At 69.4% G+C, this 15,201-nt stretch carries 18 protein-coding genes and 1 tRNA gene; 15 read left to right on the top strand and 4 right to left on the bottom strand.

The features are described 5' to 3' along the window. The first annotated feature begins 118 nt into the window (after positions 1 to 118). Both AC1RN5_RS08450 and AC1RN5_RS08445 read left to right on the top strand, forming a co-directional pair. Positions 119 to 1,312, top strand: a complete 1,194-nt coding sequence (locus tag AC1RN5_RS08450) for a hypothetical protein (protein WP_493040757.1) — start codon at positions 119 to 121, stop codon at positions 1,310 to 1,312. Positions 1,313 to 1,332: 20 nt separating this feature from the next. Next, on the top strand, positions 1,333 to 1,761 hold the full coding sequence (locus AC1RN5_RS08445) for a hypothetical protein (protein WP_493040756.1): 429 nt from the start codon (positions 1,333 to 1,335) through the stop codon (positions 1,759 to 1,761). A gap of 130 nt (positions 1,762 to 1,891) precedes the next feature. Here AC1RN5_RS08445 and AC1RN5_RS08440 read toward each other — a convergent pair whose 3' ends face one another. Further along, positions 1,892 to 3,049: a Gfo/Idh/MocA family protein gene (locus AC1RN5_RS08440; RefSeq protein ID WP_493040755.1), complete on the bottom strand. Its 1,158-nt coding sequence runs from the start codon at positions 3,047 to 3,049 to the stop codon at positions 1,892 to 1,894. Positions 3,050 to 3,141: 92 nt separating this feature from the next. On the opposite strand from AC1RN5_RS08440, the gene AC1RN5_RS08435 reads away from it, so the two are divergent. The 8 genes from AC1RN5_RS08435 to AC1RN5_RS08400 all read left to right on the top strand — a co-directional run bounded on the left by AC1RN5_RS08435 (position 3,142) and on the right by AC1RN5_RS08400 (position 8,565). Then, positions 3,142 to 4,842 carry a class I adenylate-forming enzyme family protein gene (locus AC1RN5_RS08435; RefSeq protein WP_493040754.1) on the top strand — a complete coding sequence of 567 codons (1,701 nt, stop codon included), beginning with the start codon at positions 3,142 to 3,144 and terminating at the stop codon, positions 4,840 to 4,842. 331 nt (positions 4,843 to 5,173) lie between these two features. Then, positions 5,174 to 5,515, top strand: a complete 342-nt coding sequence (locus AC1RN5_RS08430) for a Rap1a/Tai family immunity protein (RefSeq protein ID WP_493040753.1) — start codon at positions 5,174 to 5,176, stop codon at positions 5,513 to 5,515. A gap of 11 nt (positions 5,516 to 5,526) precedes the next feature. Next, positions 5,527 to 5,883, top strand: coding sequence for a Rap1a/Tai family immunity protein (locus AC1RN5_RS08425; RefSeq protein WP_493040752.1), 357 nt, complete (start codon positions 5,527 to 5,529; stop codon positions 5,881 to 5,883). Positions 5,884 to 6,172: 289 nt separating this feature from the next. After that, the gene (locus AC1RN5_RS08420; RefSeq protein WP_493040751.1) at positions 6,173 to 6,727 is read left to right on the top strand and encodes a hypothetical protein; all 555 of its coding nucleotides are present in this window, start codon (positions 6,173 to 6,175) and stop codon (positions 6,725 to 6,727) included. A gap of 83 nt (positions 6,728 to 6,810) precedes the next feature. Continuing rightward, on the top strand, positions 6,811 to 7,155 hold the full coding sequence (locus AC1RN5_RS08415; RefSeq protein WP_493040750.1) for a hypothetical protein: 345 nt from the start codon (positions 6,811 to 6,813) through the stop codon (positions 7,153 to 7,155). Between the two features lie 93 nt (positions 7,156 to 7,248). Then, positions 7,249 to 7,743: a hypothetical protein gene (locus AC1RN5_RS08410; RefSeq protein WP_493040749.1), complete on the top strand. Its 495-nt coding sequence runs from the start codon at positions 7,249 to 7,251 to the stop codon at positions 7,741 to 7,743. 31 nt (positions 7,744 to 7,774) lie between these two features. Continuing rightward, positions 7,775 to 8,173, top strand: coding sequence for a hypothetical protein (locus AC1RN5_RS08405; RefSeq protein WP_493040748.1), 399 nt, complete (start codon positions 7,775 to 7,777; stop codon positions 8,171 to 8,173). Then, entirely contained in the window at positions 8,173 to 8,565 is a 393-nt protein-coding gene (locus AC1RN5_RS08400; protein WP_493040747.1) for a hypothetical protein, read from the top strand. Before AC1RN5_RS08405 ends, AC1RN5_RS08400 begins: the two co-directional genes overlap by 1 nt. Here AC1RN5_RS08400 and epmA read toward each other — a convergent pair. Next, the gene (gene epmA, locus AC1RN5_RS08395; RefSeq protein WP_493040746.1) at positions 8,562 to 9,608 is read right to left on the bottom strand and encodes an EF-P lysine aminoacylase EpmA; all 1,047 of its coding nucleotides are present in this window, start codon (positions 9,606 to 9,608) and stop codon (positions 8,562 to 8,564) included. The two genes, AC1RN5_RS08400 and epmA, sit on opposite strands and share 4 nt — an antisense overlap. 109 nt (positions 9,609 to 9,717) lie before the next feature. Between epmA and efp the strand changes: the two genes are divergently transcribed. Then, positions 9,718 to 10,287 carry an elongation factor P gene (gene efp, locus AC1RN5_RS08390; protein WP_421931422.1) on the top strand — a complete coding sequence of 190 codons (570 nt, stop codon included), beginning with the start codon at positions 9,718 to 9,720 and terminating at the stop codon, positions 10,285 to 10,287. A gap of 9 nt (positions 10,288 to 10,296) precedes the next feature. Then, positions 10,297 to 10,386, top strand: a tRNA-Ser gene (locus tag AC1RN5_RS08385). Positions 10,387 to 10,388: 2 nt separating this feature from the next. On the opposite strand, the gene AC1RN5_RS08380 is transcribed toward AC1RN5_RS08385, so the two are convergent. Further along, positions 10,389 to 10,763: a response regulator gene (locus tag AC1RN5_RS08380; protein WP_493040745.1), complete on the bottom strand. Its 375-nt coding sequence runs from the start codon at positions 10,761 to 10,763 to the stop codon at positions 10,389 to 10,391. Then, positions 10,760 to 12,388, bottom strand: coding sequence for a sensor histidine kinase (locus tag AC1RN5_RS08375; RefSeq protein WP_493040744.1), 1,629 nt, complete (start codon positions 12,386 to 12,388; stop codon positions 10,760 to 10,762). The genes AC1RN5_RS08380 and AC1RN5_RS08375 overlap by 4 nt, the downstream gene beginning before the upstream one ends. Before the next feature lie 158 nt (positions 12,389 to 12,546). Between AC1RN5_RS08375 and AC1RN5_RS08370 the strand changes: the two genes are divergently transcribed. Genes AC1RN5_RS08370 through AC1RN5_RS08360 form a run of 3 tightly spaced genes read left to right on the top strand, consistent with a single transcriptional unit; the run spans position 12,547 to position 15,199 of the window. Next, positions 12,547 to 13,521 carry a septal ring lytic transglycosylase RlpA family protein gene (locus AC1RN5_RS08370; RefSeq protein ID WP_493040743.1) on the top strand — a complete coding sequence of 325 codons (975 nt, stop codon included), beginning with the start codon at positions 12,547 to 12,549 and terminating at the stop codon, positions 13,519 to 13,521. A 39-nt stretch (positions 13,522 to 13,560) separates the two neighbouring features. After that, positions 13,561 to 14,208, top strand: a complete 648-nt coding sequence (gene tmk, locus AC1RN5_RS08365) for a dTMP kinase (protein WP_493040742.1) — start codon at positions 13,561 to 13,563, stop codon at positions 14,206 to 14,208. Then, on the top strand, positions 14,201 to 15,199 hold the full coding sequence (locus AC1RN5_RS08360) for a DNA polymerase III subunit delta' (protein ID WP_493040741.1): 999 nt from the start codon (positions 14,201 to 14,203) through the stop codon (positions 15,197 to 15,199). The genes tmk and AC1RN5_RS08360 overlap by 8 nt, the downstream gene beginning before the upstream one ends. The last annotated feature ends 2 nt before the right edge of the window (positions 15,200 to 15,201 follow it).

Here is a 15,201-nt window from a genome sequence, read left to right as displayed (position 1 = left end):
GGCGCACTTCGGCGACCGGTCGGTGGCGCTCGTGGAGATCACCCAGGGGTTGTGACCCGTAAGGAACCGCCCCATGCTTCGTGCTCGAACTCGGGGGAGTGGGGCTTTGAAGGGGTTCTTGCGGTTGGGGATCGTGACGATCCTCGTTTGCGTCGTGATGTGGTTCGTCGCGCCCGAGGGTCAGGCGCCCGGGATCATCGCGGGGCTCATCCTGCTGATCTTGCTTAGCGTGGCGCTGGCTCAGCCTCGCAGCCGCGCCTTCGCCAAGGCCCATCCGCGCGGGATGCGGTTGGCGGGCGTGGCGTTCATTGTGACCACGTTCGGGGTGATCGCCGTGCCGATAACTCGGCCAGAGTTGGGGCTCAGCAGTGATCTGTCCATCGGCCTCGCGGTCGGTTGCATGGTCTGCGCAGCGGTCCTGATCACCCTGCCGAACACCGCCAAACAGATAGAGGGCCTGCAGGTCCTTCAGGAGCGCGGCGGCGCCACGCCCCTCGATCCAAAGGAGTCCGGCCCGGCCGAAGCGCTGCGGGCGCTTCGCTTCGTCCGCGACAATCCCATCGCCCTGACGCGGGTGATCCTTCCATGGGCGCTCTTGGGCAGCGTTCCGGTGCTGGCCAGCCTCTATTTCGGCAGCGGGCTTCTGACGGGTCATCCGGGCAAGGCTGCTCGCGCGAGCGTTCTGCTTATGCTCGGCGCGTCTATCCTTCTGACGGCCGCCACCTACCCCATGGTCGCCCTGGCCTGGGCTCGGTTCGCGCTGGGCCAGTCCGCGTCGCCCTTTGCGCCGATCCGGCCCAGCCTGGCCTATCTCTGGCGGTTCTTCGTGCTCTCCATGGTTGTGGCGACCTTCAGCAAGCAACTCACACCGGCGACAGCCTACCTTGTGGAGCGGCTGCACCTGGCCGATCCGAAGGCGCTCGATGGTCTGGCCTCGCTCGCCGGTTATCTGGCGATCCTTATGATCTTCGGCCCCATGGCCCTGTCGCTGCCCGCCATCGCGGCGGGCGAACCCCGGCAGGCCAGTGGGGTGATGATGGGCCTGTTCCGGCCAGGCCGCCGTTACGTCCCGGGCCTCATCGTGGCGGTCGCGCCCTTCCTGGTGGTGAATGTCGTCGTGGAGGTCGCCACCGCCTATTGGCCACCGGCCAAGGAACTATCGCCCTGGCTCGTGCTGGGCTTCACGCCGATTGTGGCGACCTATCTTGGGATCGCCACGGGCATGACCTACCTGGTGCAGATCTATCGAAAGATGAGCGCGGAGACCGACGTCGGGCCCTACGAGCCCTTCGTCGCGGAGGCTTCGGAATGACGCTCATGCGGACCCTCGCCATGCTCCTGGTCGCGACCGCGCTCGTGGCCTGCGAGGCCCCGGTGGGCGCCATCTATCCGCAGACCGCCTCGGCCAGACTGTTCGTCCGGAGCTATGAACCAGGGCACGACGAGTTGACCGAGGTGCGCGCTCTGTCCCCTGACCAGATCGGGCGGCTGCGCGGCGCTCTCCATGCGCAGGCGCCGGAATTGTTCACGGCCGCCTGCTTTGTCCCGCACCATTTCTTCCGCATGTACGACGCGAAGGGAATGATGATTGGCGAGATCGCGGTCTGCTTCTGCTGTCGTGGCGTCCGGGCGAGGCCTGCGCTTCCCACGCCCTTGGGAACGGATCTTGGAGCGGATTACGAGAGCCTTGCTCTCCTAGTTCGAGAACTTGGTTCGACGCCAAAGGTCGATTGCGAGCCCGACGAAGCCCAGGGGCTTTAGCCCGCCAGTCATCCCAGCCTTTACCTGGGTGAGCGGGGGAGGGGCGGATGCTCGTTCGTGTGGTTCGTGTGGTTCGTGGTTCCAATTCTGAAGCGGTGACGCCGAGCCACCCATCAGATTGCCGACAACCTCACCCCCGCGCCGCATCCAACCCCGCCCACATCTCCCCGCAGTCCAGCATGGTCCCGCTCTCCATCGCCTGGTCGATGGCCATCACCGTCAGCCCCGCCTCCATGGCGTCATAGGGCGTCACCGGAAACGGCGTCCCCAGCTCCAGGGTCGCCAGCAGGTCCCGCGCCATCGCCTGGTCGGCCCCATTGTGCGAATCCGCGGTCACCCCGCCGTAGTCGATCCGCTCCGGCTTCTGGCGGTTCAACGTCGGGCGGAACATCAGCTTGTTGCGCACCAGGTCGGCGATCAACGTCGCGTCGGTCCCGGCGACGTACCAGCGCCGCTCGGGCAGGCTGACGTGGCTGTTGGCGTGGAACGACAGCCGCACGCCGTTCTCGTACTCCACCATGGCGGTCTGGTGGTCGGTGACGTCCATGTCGCTCTCGAAGGCGTCGTTGGCGCCCATCCAGCCGGGGTTGGTGGCCACATAGGCCGGGCTTCCATCGTCATAGGTCCGCGGCGCCCCGGCCCGCGCCGAGGTGAAGATCCGCCGCCCGCCGAAACTCGCCACCTTGGCGGGCCGCGCGCCGGCGATCCGCCCGAAGATATCGAAGTCGTGGCAGACCTTGTCCAGCAGGTAGGATCCGCCCCACTCCTGCTTGCGCCGCCAGTTGCGCGCCAGATAAGCGCCGTGCTCGACGTTCAGGTGCTCGGTGGCGTCGATGGAGATGATCTCCCCCAGCGCCCCGCTATCCACGCGCTTGATCACCTCGCGCACGATGGGCATGGAGCGCATCACCAGGCCGATGAACAGCGGCGGCCGGCCGGGCTCGGCCAGCGCGCGGGCCAGGGCATAGGTCTCCTCCACCGTGCGCACGATCGGCTTCTCGGCGAAGATCGGATAGCCGGCCGCCATGGCCAGGCCCAGGTGGCGCATGTGCAGGTGGTTCGGCGTGCCGATCATCACCAGGTCATAGGGTCCGTCGTGCAGCAGGGCGCCGGGGGAGGGGTAGCTGACCCCGGGGTCGATCCCGGCCGCCGCCAGGATCGGCGCCCCCACCGGGGCGGGATCGACGTGGCCGGCCACCTCCAGGTTCCAGCCGACCTCCTTCATGGCCGCCAGCACGTGGGCGATCCGTTGGCCCAGGCCGATCACCCCGACGCGATAGGTCTTCATCTGGCGCTCCCCCCGTTTCCCGCTTGGCGCACCCTACGGAATTCCGACACTATGGAGCTTCAGCCAAAAATCAAAAAACGTCGGGACGGAACATGCACTACAAGGAACTGAAGCAGGCCTGGGCCGAGCTGACGGCCCCGGGCGCCCCCTTCGAGATCGAAGAGATCGAGGTGCGCGGCAATACGATCCGCAGCTTCAAGCACGCCCCGCCCAATATCCGCGCCGTCTGGCTCGCCACCGCCGCCTATGGCGACCGCGACTACCTGGTCTACCAGGACGAGCGCATCTCCTACGCCCAGGCCCATGAGAAGGTGAACGCCATCGCCGCCTGGCTCTGGGCCGAGGGCGTGCGCCCCGGCGACCGGGTGGCCGTGGCCATGCGCAACTATCCCGAATGGATGCTGATCTACTGGGCCTGCGTCTCCATCGGCGTCGCCTGCGTGGGCATGAACGCCTGGTGGGTCACCGACGAGATGGAATACGGGCTCAAGGATTCGAGCCCCAAGGTCGTCTTCTGCGACGAGGAGCGCCTGGCCCGCATCCTCGAGCGCCCGGCCATGGCGGAGGGTATCCGTCTGATCGTCACCCGCATGGACAATCCGCCCGAGGGCGTCCTACCGTTCAGCGAAGTCACCCGCCGCGGCGGCGACATGCCCGACGTCCAGATCGACCGCGACGCCGACGCCTGCATCTTCTACACCTCGGGCACCACGGGCTTCCCCAAGGGGGCCCAGCTCACCCATCGCGGCTGCGTCGCCAACCTGATGAACATGGGCTTCTCCGGCCAGGTCCAGGGCCTGGCCACCATGCGGGCCAACGGGATCGACCCGGCCGCCGCCCCGGTCCCGGGCGTCCCCGCGGGCCTGATCGTCACCCCGCTGTTCCACGTCACCGCCAACAACTGCGCCGCCTACGCGCTGACCTCGGCGGGCGGCAAGATGGTGCTGATGTACAAGTGGGATCCGGGCGAGGCCCTGAAGCTGATCGCGCGTGAGAAGATCACCGCCATGAGCGGCGTGCCCACCATGGCCCGCGAGGTGATCACCCACCAGGACTTCGCCACCACCGACACCTCCAGCCTGCTGTCGCTTGGCGGCGGCGGCGCCCAGCTGCAGCCCGACCTGGTGGCCAAGATCGACGCCGCCGTCGCCACCGCCCGGCCCAACACCGGCTACGGCATGACCGAGACCTGCGGCATCATCACATCGGTGAGCGCCGACTTCTTCGTCGACAAGCCCGACAGCTGCGGTCCGGCCATGCCCACCTTCGAGGCCCGCTGCGTGGATGACGACGGCCAGACCGTGCCGCCGGGCCATGTGGGCGAGCTCTGGGTCAAGGGCGCGCCGGTGATCAAGGGCTACCTGAACCGCCCCGACGCCACCGCCGAGAGCATCACCAACGGCTGGCTGCACACCGGCGACGTGGCCCGCATCGACGAGGACGGCTTCATCTTCATCGTCGACCGCAAGAAGGACATGGTCCTGCGCGGCGGCGAGAACGTCTACTGCGCCGAGGTGGAGGCCACCTGCTACCGCCACCCGGCCGTGGCCGAGGTCTGCGTCTTCGGCGTCCCCGACGAGCGCCTGGGGGAGGAGGTCGGCGCCGCCGTCCTGCTTCGCCCCGGCCATAGCCTCACCGCCGACGAGCTGCGCGCCCACTGCATGGCCCTGATGGCCAAGCACAAGGCCCCCCGCTACGTCTGGTTCCTCGACGAGGCCATCCCGAGGAACGCCTCGGGCAAGTTCCTCAAGCGCGCCCTGCGCGAGAGCCTGAAGGTCGAGGATGCGAAGTAGGCCGAGCGCGAACAAACCACGTCATCCCGGACGGCCTGCAAGGCCGATCCGGGACCCAGGGGCCCAGCGCGCCGCCCCTGGGTGACTGCTTCGCGCCGCTGCTTCGCGGTCGCGGCTCCCCGCTTCGCTGCGGCCGGGATGACGCGCCCGGTTTAGGGCCTCGCCCCCTCGGGCGCGGCGCATCTTCTGGCGCCTTGGCGCCCAACTTTGTGCACCCTGCGCGTACCGCGCGTCCGCCAAGCTGAAGCTCGTTCCACCAGCCCCATTTCCATGAAACACCCACCTCAGTCACAGGGCGCGACTCCCGCGCAGGTGTGTGGGGGAGGGCGGCATGATCCACCTGGGCGATCTCGTGAGGCGGCTCGGCCTGGGCGCCGCCATCGCCACGTCCCTGGCCTGCGCGGCCCCGGCCGAGGCGGGACCCTACCTCAAGGCGGGTGAGCTGCGGCTCGCCTGCCTGAGCGGCGGCCCTGACATCAGCCAGTGCTACGGCTACATCATGGGGATCCACGACACCCTGACCGAGGTGTCGGATCAGTATTGCGCGCCCTCGACCGTCAAGCCGGAGGACCTGCGCAACATCTTCATGGCGAACTATTCGGCGGCCTATTCCGAGATTTCCGCCGCCGAGATGGTCGGGACGATCCTGCAGACCTGGTACGCCTGTCCGTGAGGGACCCTATGATGATCAATCTCGGCAAACCGGCGAAACGCCTCGCCCTGACGGCTGCGCTCGCGGCGTCGCTGGTCTGCGCGCCCCAGGCCCAGGCCAAGAGCCAGGCCCTGCTGACGGCCAGGCAGCTTGATGGGTATTGCCAGGACAACGGTCCGGATCTTTCGAAATGCTACGCCTTCATCATCGCGGTCAGCGACTTCCTGACCGAGACCATTCCGGACAAGTACTGCCGCCCGCCGGACGCGACCTGGGGGGATCTGAAGAACGCCTTCGAGCAGGAGTTGCCGACCTCCGAGGCGGGTTTGTCGGCGTCCCGCGTCGTCTTGATGGCCCTGCTCGGCCGGTACGGCTGCGAACGGGAGTGACCCATCCCGTCAGGCGACCCGACGGTCGGACCCCTGAGAGCTCCTGAGGAGAAGGTGGCCCTGAGGAGCCGGGTCGGATGAGGGGGCTCGCTCCCCCTGCCTGCCAACCGCCGTCATCCCGGACGCCGATAGGCGATCGGGGACCCGGGTGACGGGGCTGGGCCCCTGGGTCCCCGCGCTCCGCTCCGCCGCCTCCGCTCGCCTCGCGGATGTACGTTCGTCGACCGACGTTCGACTGTGCTAGCGTCGGGGGCGCCGGATGGACCGGTCGCGCCTGGGGGACCATCCGATGACCAAGCCGCTCCGTCTGCTGGGGGTTTCCCTGGCCGCCCTCGCGCTCGCCGCGCCCGCCGCCTGGGCCCAGCGTCCCATGGCGCCGATCCGCATCGCACCGGCCCAGCCGGCGACCAATCCGCAGCTCCAGGCGCCCAACGGCCCGATGACCAGCGCCGCCGATCCCATGGAGCTGCTCAAACAGGTCAACATCCTGCGCGGCCAGGTGGCGACCCTGCAGCAGCAGGTGCAGGCCCTGCAGAACCAGACCGCGGCCCAGGCCAAGGACATCGCCGGCCTGAACAGCGGCCTGAAGACGACCTCGGTCAACGGCTTCACCAACGCCGGGAACATCCTGGCCGTGAAGTCGGACCTGGCGGCCGCGAAGGCGGCCATGGCCTCGGACCTGGCGGCCCTGAAGTCGAGTTTCAACACCCACCGGCACTACCAGAAGCTCGCCCACATCGACGGCAATGACCACCAGGTCATCGACACCATCGCCACCACGGAGCCCACCTTCACCTGCAAGAAGGGCAACAACGGCGACTATATCTGCGTCGCCCCCAACTAGGGCCTCGGCCCTCGCGGCCCCTCGCGAAAGGGCTTAGCCTCTCCCTCGCGAGGCGCGGCCTCGCGTCCGATCTGGAGGTTTGCATGCGCCAGTACCTTCGCGTCGCCCTGGGCCTGGGGCTCCTGACCCTGGGCGCCGCCCCCGCGGCGGCCGGGGTCTATAACGGGCCGGGCCAGTATGTGGTGGTCGACAGCACCTATGTCGTCGGCGGCAATGGCCGGGACGGCTACCGGTCCGAGCACTACTACGGCCCGATCGAAGGGCCCTTCGCCACGCGGCCGGCCTGCGAGGCCCGCGTCGCCGAACTGAAGGCGCAGCAGAAGGCCCGCAACGTCCTGGACGGCCACGCCCTCTTCATGTGCTACGCCCTGGACGCGCCCATGTCGGCCGACTCCGGCGTCTGGTGGCAGCCGCGGCGCAACGACTAGGCGTCGCCACCAAGCTCCACAATTCGGGTTATCGGCCGCTTGTCAGGTCCCCGCGCCTGACGGACGCTCCTTTCCAAACGCGGGAGGTTGGTCATGCGCCATCTGGTGGATATTCGTAGCGCGGGGCTCGCGCCCCTGCTCGCCCTCGCGCCGCTGGCGGCCGCCAACGCCGCGCCGCCCGTGCCGGCCGCCTGCCTGGCGCTCAAGTCCGGGGCCGAGGCGGCGCTCTCGTCCGCCTCCACCGCCGCCCTGGGGCCGGTCTCCTATCCGGGCCAGGCCGACGCGCCGGGCTGCACCATCACCTTCACCGGCAGCGGCAAGGTGTTCGGGACCAGCTTCCAGTCCGTGGCGGCCAAGCTGGACGCCATGATGCGGGGCCGCGGCTGGGCGCAGGACAACAACGCCGCCGCCGACGGCCCCACTGGCACGGCCATGGGCTATCGCAAGGCCGCCCAGGCCGTCGCCGTCAGCGTCAACTACAGCACCCCCAAGGGCGTCTGCTCCCCGGACGCCCCGGTGGCCAGCTGCCATCCGACCGCCGCGCAGATGCGCTACACCATCACCCTGGGCCTGACCCCGGCCTCCTGAGCCGCCGCCCGCACCTTCTGGAGAGACGACAATGAAGCGGCTTCTGCTGGCGGCGACCCTGCTCGCCCTGACCACCGGATCGAGCGCCTCGGCCATGGGCGGGGCGGGGATCATCCTGGATCCCAAGTGCCTGGCGGACGCCGCCTGGGCCGTGGACCCCACCGCCGGTCCCATCCGGTTCTTCGGCTGCCGCCCGGCCTCGGAGATCCCGGCCCCCGACGCCGACGGCTACACCACCTACACCAAGCCCCTGGTCAACGGGACCGACGGCGGCTTCACCCGGGTCAAGCTCATCACCCTGAAACAGCCCAACATCGTGGTCTTCAACGTGCAGGACAACGGCGGCGGCAGCGGCACCATGTCGGTCACGGTCACCGGTGTGCCTGGCCCGAACGGGGTCATGGAAACCCCGGGCCTGACGGCCCAGTGATGGGCCCGGTGATCTTGGCCGCGGGCCTGGCCCTGGCCCTGCAGGGGAGCGCCCCGGCGCCCTATTACGAGGGCGTCGCCCGTGACAGCCTCGGCGCCTGGTCCTTCACCTCGGGCGATGTCCGGACGGAGGGGGCGGTGAAGACCACCTCGGTGGGGACCCTCTACGACACCCCGACCCCCTTCAACGGCGTTCCGACCCCGGTGGCCTGGTCGACCCATCAGGTGGCCTTCGACTGCCAGGCCAGGACGGCGGCCTTCCTCAGCGGCGGCAACTACGCCAAGGGCGGGGCCTTCATCAACGCCGCCCAGCCGAGCCCGGCCGCCCCGTGGACCGACTACACGTCCGGCTTCCAGCAGCTGGCCGCCGAGGTCTGCGCGATGCAGTCCTAAGGCACCGGCGTCCAGATCACCTGGTCGATCCTGGCCGCGCCGGTGGCCAGCATCACCAGGCGGTCGAAGCCCAGGGCCGCGCCGCTGGCCTCCGGCATCACCGCGAGCGCCGCCAGGAAGTCCTCGTCGATGGGGTAGCGCTCGCCATAGACCCGCTGCTTCTCGTCCATCTCGGCACTCAGACGGTCAAACTGCTGGTCAACGTCGGTCAGTTCGCCGAAGGCGTTGGCCAGTTCGACGCCGCACGCATATAATTCAAATCGTTCAGAAACTCGGGGATCTCCCGGCTTCGGGCGGGCCAAGGCGGCCTCCTTCGTCGGGTACTCGTAGAGGATCGTCGGTCGGCCCATCCCGAGGTGCGGCTCGACCTTCTCCACCAGAACCCGTGACACCATATCGGACCAGGTGTCGTCCGCCGCCGTCCGGATCCCCCGCTCGGCCATCTGCCCCGCCAGCGCCACCGGGTCGACTGTTCCATCCACGGAGACCGACACGAAGAGGTCGATCCCGGCGTGCCGCTCGAAGGCCTCGGCGACCGTCACCCGCTCGGCCTGCGCATAGGGGTCGCAGGCATGGCCCCGGAACCGCAGGGACTCGGCCCCCACCGCTTCCGCCGCCAGGGCCAGCAGGGCCCCGCAGTCCGCCATCAGCGCCTCATAGGGCACCTCGGCGCGGTACCACTCCAGCATGGTGAACTCGGGATGGTGCAGGGGCCCGCGCTCCCGGTTGCGCCAAACCTTCGCGAAATCAAAGATCTGCGTCTCGCCCGCCGCCAGCAGCTTCTTGCAGGCGAACTCCGGGGAGGTGTGCAGATAGAGCTGCGACCGCTGGCCGTCCGTGGTGATCGCCTCGGTGGCGAAGGCGTGCAGGTGGGCCTCGTTGCCGGGCGAAATCGCCAGGGCCGCGGCCTCCACCTCGGTGAACCCCTGGCCCTCGAACCAGCCGCGGATCGCCCGCTGGATGGCGTTGCGGGCCAGCAGGAAGGGCCGCCGGTCCTGATGGTTCTCGGGCCGCCACCAGGGCGAGGGCAGGGGGCTGGTCAAGGTCGCGGCTCCAAGACGCTGGCGATCCTGGCCCGGATCGCTATAGGAGCGCAGGAACCTAGCACAAGCGCGCCCGCTGCGGCCGGCGCGGATCTAAAGGACGAATGACTTGCCGAAAGTAGCCGCCAGCTCCCTCCGCAAGGGCTCCGTCGTCGATATGGACGGCAAGCTCTACGTGGTCCTCAGCGCCGAGAACATCCACCCCGGCAAGGGCACCCCGGTGACCCAGCTCAACATGCGCCGCATCTCCGACGGGGTGAAGGTGTCGGAGCGCTACCGCACGACCGAGCAGGTGGAGAAGGCCTTCGTCGACGAGCGCGACCACACCTTCCTCTATCAGGACGGCGACGGGTTCCACTTCATGAACCCCGAGAACTACGACCAGCTGACCGCCACCGAGGATGTCGTTGGCGACGCCGCCCCCTATCTGCAGGAAGGCATGACCGTCCAGCTCTCGACCCACAACGAGGTGCCGATCGCTCTGTCCCTGCCGCGCCTGGCCACCTTCGAGATCGTCGACACCGAGCCTTCGGTGAAGGGCCAGACGGCCTCGTCCTCCTACAAGCCCGCCGTGCTGTCCAACGGCCTGCGCACCATGGTCCCGCCCTATATCGCGCCGGGCACCCGGGTGGTGATCCTCACCGAGGACGGCTCCTACGTGGAACGCGCCAAGGACTAGTCCTGACCAGGACGGGTGGCCGAGTGGTTTAAGGCAGCGGTCTTGAAAACCGCCGTGGGTGAGAGCCCACCGTGGGTTCGAATCCCACCCCGTCCGCCATCCTAGCCAGCCAGGACGCCGTTGATGGTCGCCTGCAGCTGGCGGTCGGAGACCGGCTTGAACAGCACCGCCGAGGGGTGGTCCATCTGGATCCGCTCCATGGTCGCCGGCTCCCGCGAGCCGGTGACGAAGATCATCTTCGAGCCCACCGTCGCATTGATCGCCAGGGCGGCGTCGACCCCGTCCTTCAGCCCCCGCAGGCGCATGTCCATCAGCACCAGGTAGGGCCGGTGGTCCTGGGCCTGGGCGACGGCGTCGTCCGCCGTGGCGGCGACGGCGCAGACCGTCAGGCCCATGTCCTCGACCTGCAGGCGCAGGCCCTCGGCGATCAGGAACTCGTCTTCCACGATCAGAACGCACGCATTCAGGTCGCTCACGGCGCCACCGGCGCTGGCGCGCGGATCTCGCAGCGCGTTCCGTTCTCGGCCTGCACGGTCATCGTTCCTCCCAACTGGGCCACCAGGCCCTTGATTATGCGGGCGCCGAGGCCCGCCGGCGCGGCGGACTCATCGACGCGATAGCCCTGGCCGTCGTCGGCCACGATAAGGACGACCTGCCCATCCTCGCTGCGTTCCAGGAGGACATCGATGCGTCCGGCCTCTGCCGGGAAGGCGTGCTTGAGGGCGTTGGTCACCAGTTCGGTCACCAGCAACCCCAGCGGGATCGCGAAGTCGAGGCCAACCTCCAGGGGCGCGGCCTCGACCTTGAGCTGGATTCCCCCGGCCGCGCCACCCTCCACCACATTGGCCGACAGCTCCTGCAGGAAGGGGGCGATGTCGAAGGTGCTGAGGTTTGGCGAGCCCATCAGCTGGTGATGCACCAGGCCCAGGGCGTAGACCCGGCTGCGCAGGCCCAGCACGGCGTCGCGGGCGGCGCGATCGGCCAGTTCGCGCGCCTGCATGATCAGCAGGCTGTCGATGACCTGCAGGTTGTTCTTCACCCGGTGATAGACCTCGCGCAGCAGCAGGTCGCGCTGGGCCAGGGCGGCGGTGCGGGTCTCCACCATCGCCTCCAGGTCCCGCTTGGCGGCCTCCAGCGCCGCCTGGGCCTTGTGGCGCTCGTCGATATCCTCGACCACGCCGACCGACAGCAGGGGGTCGCCCGTCTCGGGGTCGCGGACGATCGATCCCGACAGCCGGCCCCAGATCGGCTGGCCATCCCGCCGCAGGTAGCGCTTCTCCCGGTGATAGGTGTCGATCTCGCCGGCCAAAAGGCGGGCGTAGCCCGCCCTGCCGTCCTCCAGGTCCTCCGGCCAGGTGAACCGCCAGCCGTCCTGGCCGATCAGGTCCTCCGGCTCGTAGCCCAGCATGTGGGCGAAGGCGCGGTTGACCCGGATGAAGCGGCCGCTCAGCGGATCGGTCTGGATCTTTCCCACAGCGGCGGCCTCGAAACTGGCCCTGTACTCGGCTTCGTTGCGGGCCAGGGCCTGCTCCGCCACGGAGCGCTTCGCCAGGGCCTCGGTGAGTTGCAGGTTGGCCGCCTCCAGTTGCGCGGTCCGGTCGGCGACGCGGCGCTCCAGCTCGAGATTGGCCGCCCGCACCTGGGCCTCGCTCTCCCGCAGACGGGCGGCGGTCTCGCCCTGCTGGGACACGGTGGCGGCGAGCTGGAGGTTCAGCTCGGCCAGCTGGCCGGCGGAGGGCAGGGCGATCGCCTTGGGGAGCAGGGGCCAGAGGATGGCGGCCGTGGCGATGGAGAGCAGGGCGGTCACCAGCTTGATCAGACCCTCGATCCCGTAGGACGGGACCCAGAGGGTGAGGATCGACATCAGGTGGGTGGCGCCGCAGGCGACGATGAAGGCGACGAAGAGATAGGCCACCCAGCCGTATTCCAGGTCTCGCCGGCGGCCGATGAAGGCGGCGATGGCCAGGGGGATGGAGAAGTAGGCCAGGCCGATGGCCGCGTCGGAGCCCGCGTGCAGGGCCACCAGACCGGGCGCCCAGCTCAGGCAAAAGCCGTGCGGCGTCAGGCCCGTGGGGTTCAGCAGCCATTCCCAGAACGTCATCGGCAGACCTCGCAGCGGGCGACTCGGGCCCCAGGAGGCGCGATCCACAACCTTAACGGATTAACCATCTTCCTTAACCGCAGTTCAAAGCCTTGGCGCGCATGTTTGCGGCCAAGAACCGTGCGCTGGGGGGCGCTCGGGAAGAAGGATTTGCGACCATGTTCGCCCATCGCCACAGCGCCGTCGGGCGCAATCTCGTCCTCATCCTGATGTCCAGCGCCGCGCTCGCGGCCTGCGCCACGCCCCATCCACGCCTGGCCAGCAAGCTGCCTGGCGTCACGCCCGGGACGGCGCCTACGGGGGCCGGGGGCCGATACAAGGTGGGGTCGCCCTATCAGGTGGCGGGCGTCTGGTACGTCCCCCACGAGGATCCGCAGTACGACGCCACCGGGGTGGCCTCCTGGTACGGCGATGACTTCCACATGAAGCCGACCGCCAATGGCGAGATCTTCGACATGCACGCGGTGTCGGCGGCCCACACGACCCTGCCGCTGCCGTCGATCGTCGAGGTGACCAATCTCGACAACGGCAAGAAGATTCAGGTGCGGGTCAATGATCGCGGCCCCTTTATCGGCGGCCGGGTGATCGATCTGAGCCACGAGGCGGCGCGCCAACTCGGTTATGACCGCAAGGGTCTGGCCAATGTGCGGGTGAGGTATATCGGCCCCGCCACCCTGGGCGGACCGGACGCCGGCATGCGCTACGCCAGCAACACCACGCCGCCGCCGGCCCTTCCGGCCTACGTCCCGCCGTTGCCGGCCTATGCGCCGCCGACTCCGGTGGCGGTGGCCTCGGCGAGCCTGCCTCCGATCACCGGAGCGGCCATCGCCCCCACCCAGATTCCGCCGGTCTCGTCGGCGGCGCCTGTGTTGAGCAGCGCGCCGAAGGTCGCCGCGGCCAGCGCCTATCGGGTGCAGGCCGGGGCCTTCAGCGATCCGGCCAACGCCCAGCGGGTCGCCAACCAGCTTTCCGGCGCCGGAGTGGCCACCATCGAGCCCCTGCAACGCGCCGACGGAGTGACCCTCTATCGCGTCGTCCTGCAGGGTGGAGCCGACGAGGGCGAGGCCTGGGGCCTGCGCGACAAGGTCGCGTCCTACGGCTTCGCCGAGGCCCGGGTGCTGCGCCCCTTCTAGGGTTCTGGACAAACGGCGCGGAGCCGCCATGTTGCGCCCGTGGCGCGCGGCAGGTTCATCACGTTCGAAGGCGGGGAAGGGGCGGGGAAATCCACCCAGGTCCGGCGCCTTGTCGCGCGGCTGCAGGAAGTCGGGATCGAGGTCGTCGGCACGCGCGAACCCGGGGGCTCCCCCGGCGCTGAGGCCATTCGCGCCCTGGTCCTGACCGGTTCGGCCGACCGCTGGAGCCCGATCACCGAGACCTTGCTGATGTACGGTGCGCGCCGCGACCACATCGAGCGCACCATCACCCCGGCCCTCGAGCGCGGCGCCTGGGTGGTCTGCGACCGCTTCGCCGATTCGACGCGGGCCTATCAGGGCGGGGCTGGCGACGTGGCGCCGGCGCTGATCGCCGCCCTGGAGACCTACGTGCTGGGCGCGGTGCGACCCGACCTTACCCTGGTCTTCGACCTGCCGGTGGAGGTCGGACTGGCTCGGGCCGAGATCCACGCCACAGCCTCGGGCCACGCCGAGACGCGGTTCGAGTCCAAGGGCCTGGCCTTCCACGAGCGCCTGCGCACCGCCTTCCAGCAGATCGCCGCGGCCGAGCCGGAGCGCTGCGTCCTGGTGGACGCCGCCGGAAGCCTCGAGGCGGTGGAGGCCGATGTCTGGACGGCGGTGTCGGATCGGTTGCGCCCCCATGGCTGACGAGATCCCCCATCCGCGCGACGTCTTCCGCCTGCAGGGGCACGCGGCGGCGGAAGAGGCCTTCGAGGCCAGCCGCGCGCGGGGCCGTCTGCACCATGCCTGGCTGCTGACCGGGCCCGAGGGCGTGGGCAAGGCCACCTTCGCCTATCGCGCCGCCCGACGCCTGCTGGGCGCGGCCCCGGCGCCCGACTACGGGATCCTCGGCGCCGATCCCGCCGATCCGGTGAGCCGGCAGATGATGGCCCGCTCCCATCCCGACATCCTGGTGCTGGAGCGGGTCGGCGAGGACGGCAAGCCGCGCAAGGTCATCCCGGTGGACGAGGCCCGCAAGCTGTCGGAGTTCTTCTCCAAGTCGCCGGCCAGCGCCCCGCACCGGGTGGCGATCATCGACGCCGCCGACGACCTGAACGCCAACAGCGCCAACGCCGTGCTCAAGACCCTGGAGGAGCCGCCCCCCAGCGGGGTGCTGCTGCTGGTCTCCCATTCGCCGGGCCGTCTGCTGCCCACCATCCGCTCGCGTTGCCGCAGGCTGGCCTTTCACGGCCTGCCGGAGGCCGAGACCGCCGCCTTCGTCCAGGCCCACACCCAGGCCAACGCCGAGGACGCCATCCGCCTGGCGCGGATGTCGGGCGGGGCGCCGGGCCGGGCCTGGGCGCTGGCCAACGCCGGCGCCGTGGCCATCGACGACGCGGCCAAGGAGCTGCTGCGCGACCTGCCGAAGATCGACGAGGCCGCCGCCCTGTCCCTGGCCGACAGGTTCCGCGGCGGGGAGGGGGCGAACCAGTTCAACCTGCTGTTCGAGCGCCTGGCCGAGCGGGTCCACGCTCAGGTCCTGGCCCAGGCCCATGAGGGCTATGGCGCCCTTGATCGCTGGGCCTCGGCGTGGGAGACGCTGCAGCGCCTGCCGCGCGACGTCGAAGCCGTGAACCTCGATCGCACGGACGCCCTCTTCACGGCGCTTTCCGAACTGCGTGACGCCGCGCGCGCCTGAGC

The organism is Phenylobacterium sp. GW821-FHT12F10 (genome assembly GCF_058806695.1).
This window is presented reverse-complemented; position numbering and strand designations above follow the sequence as displayed.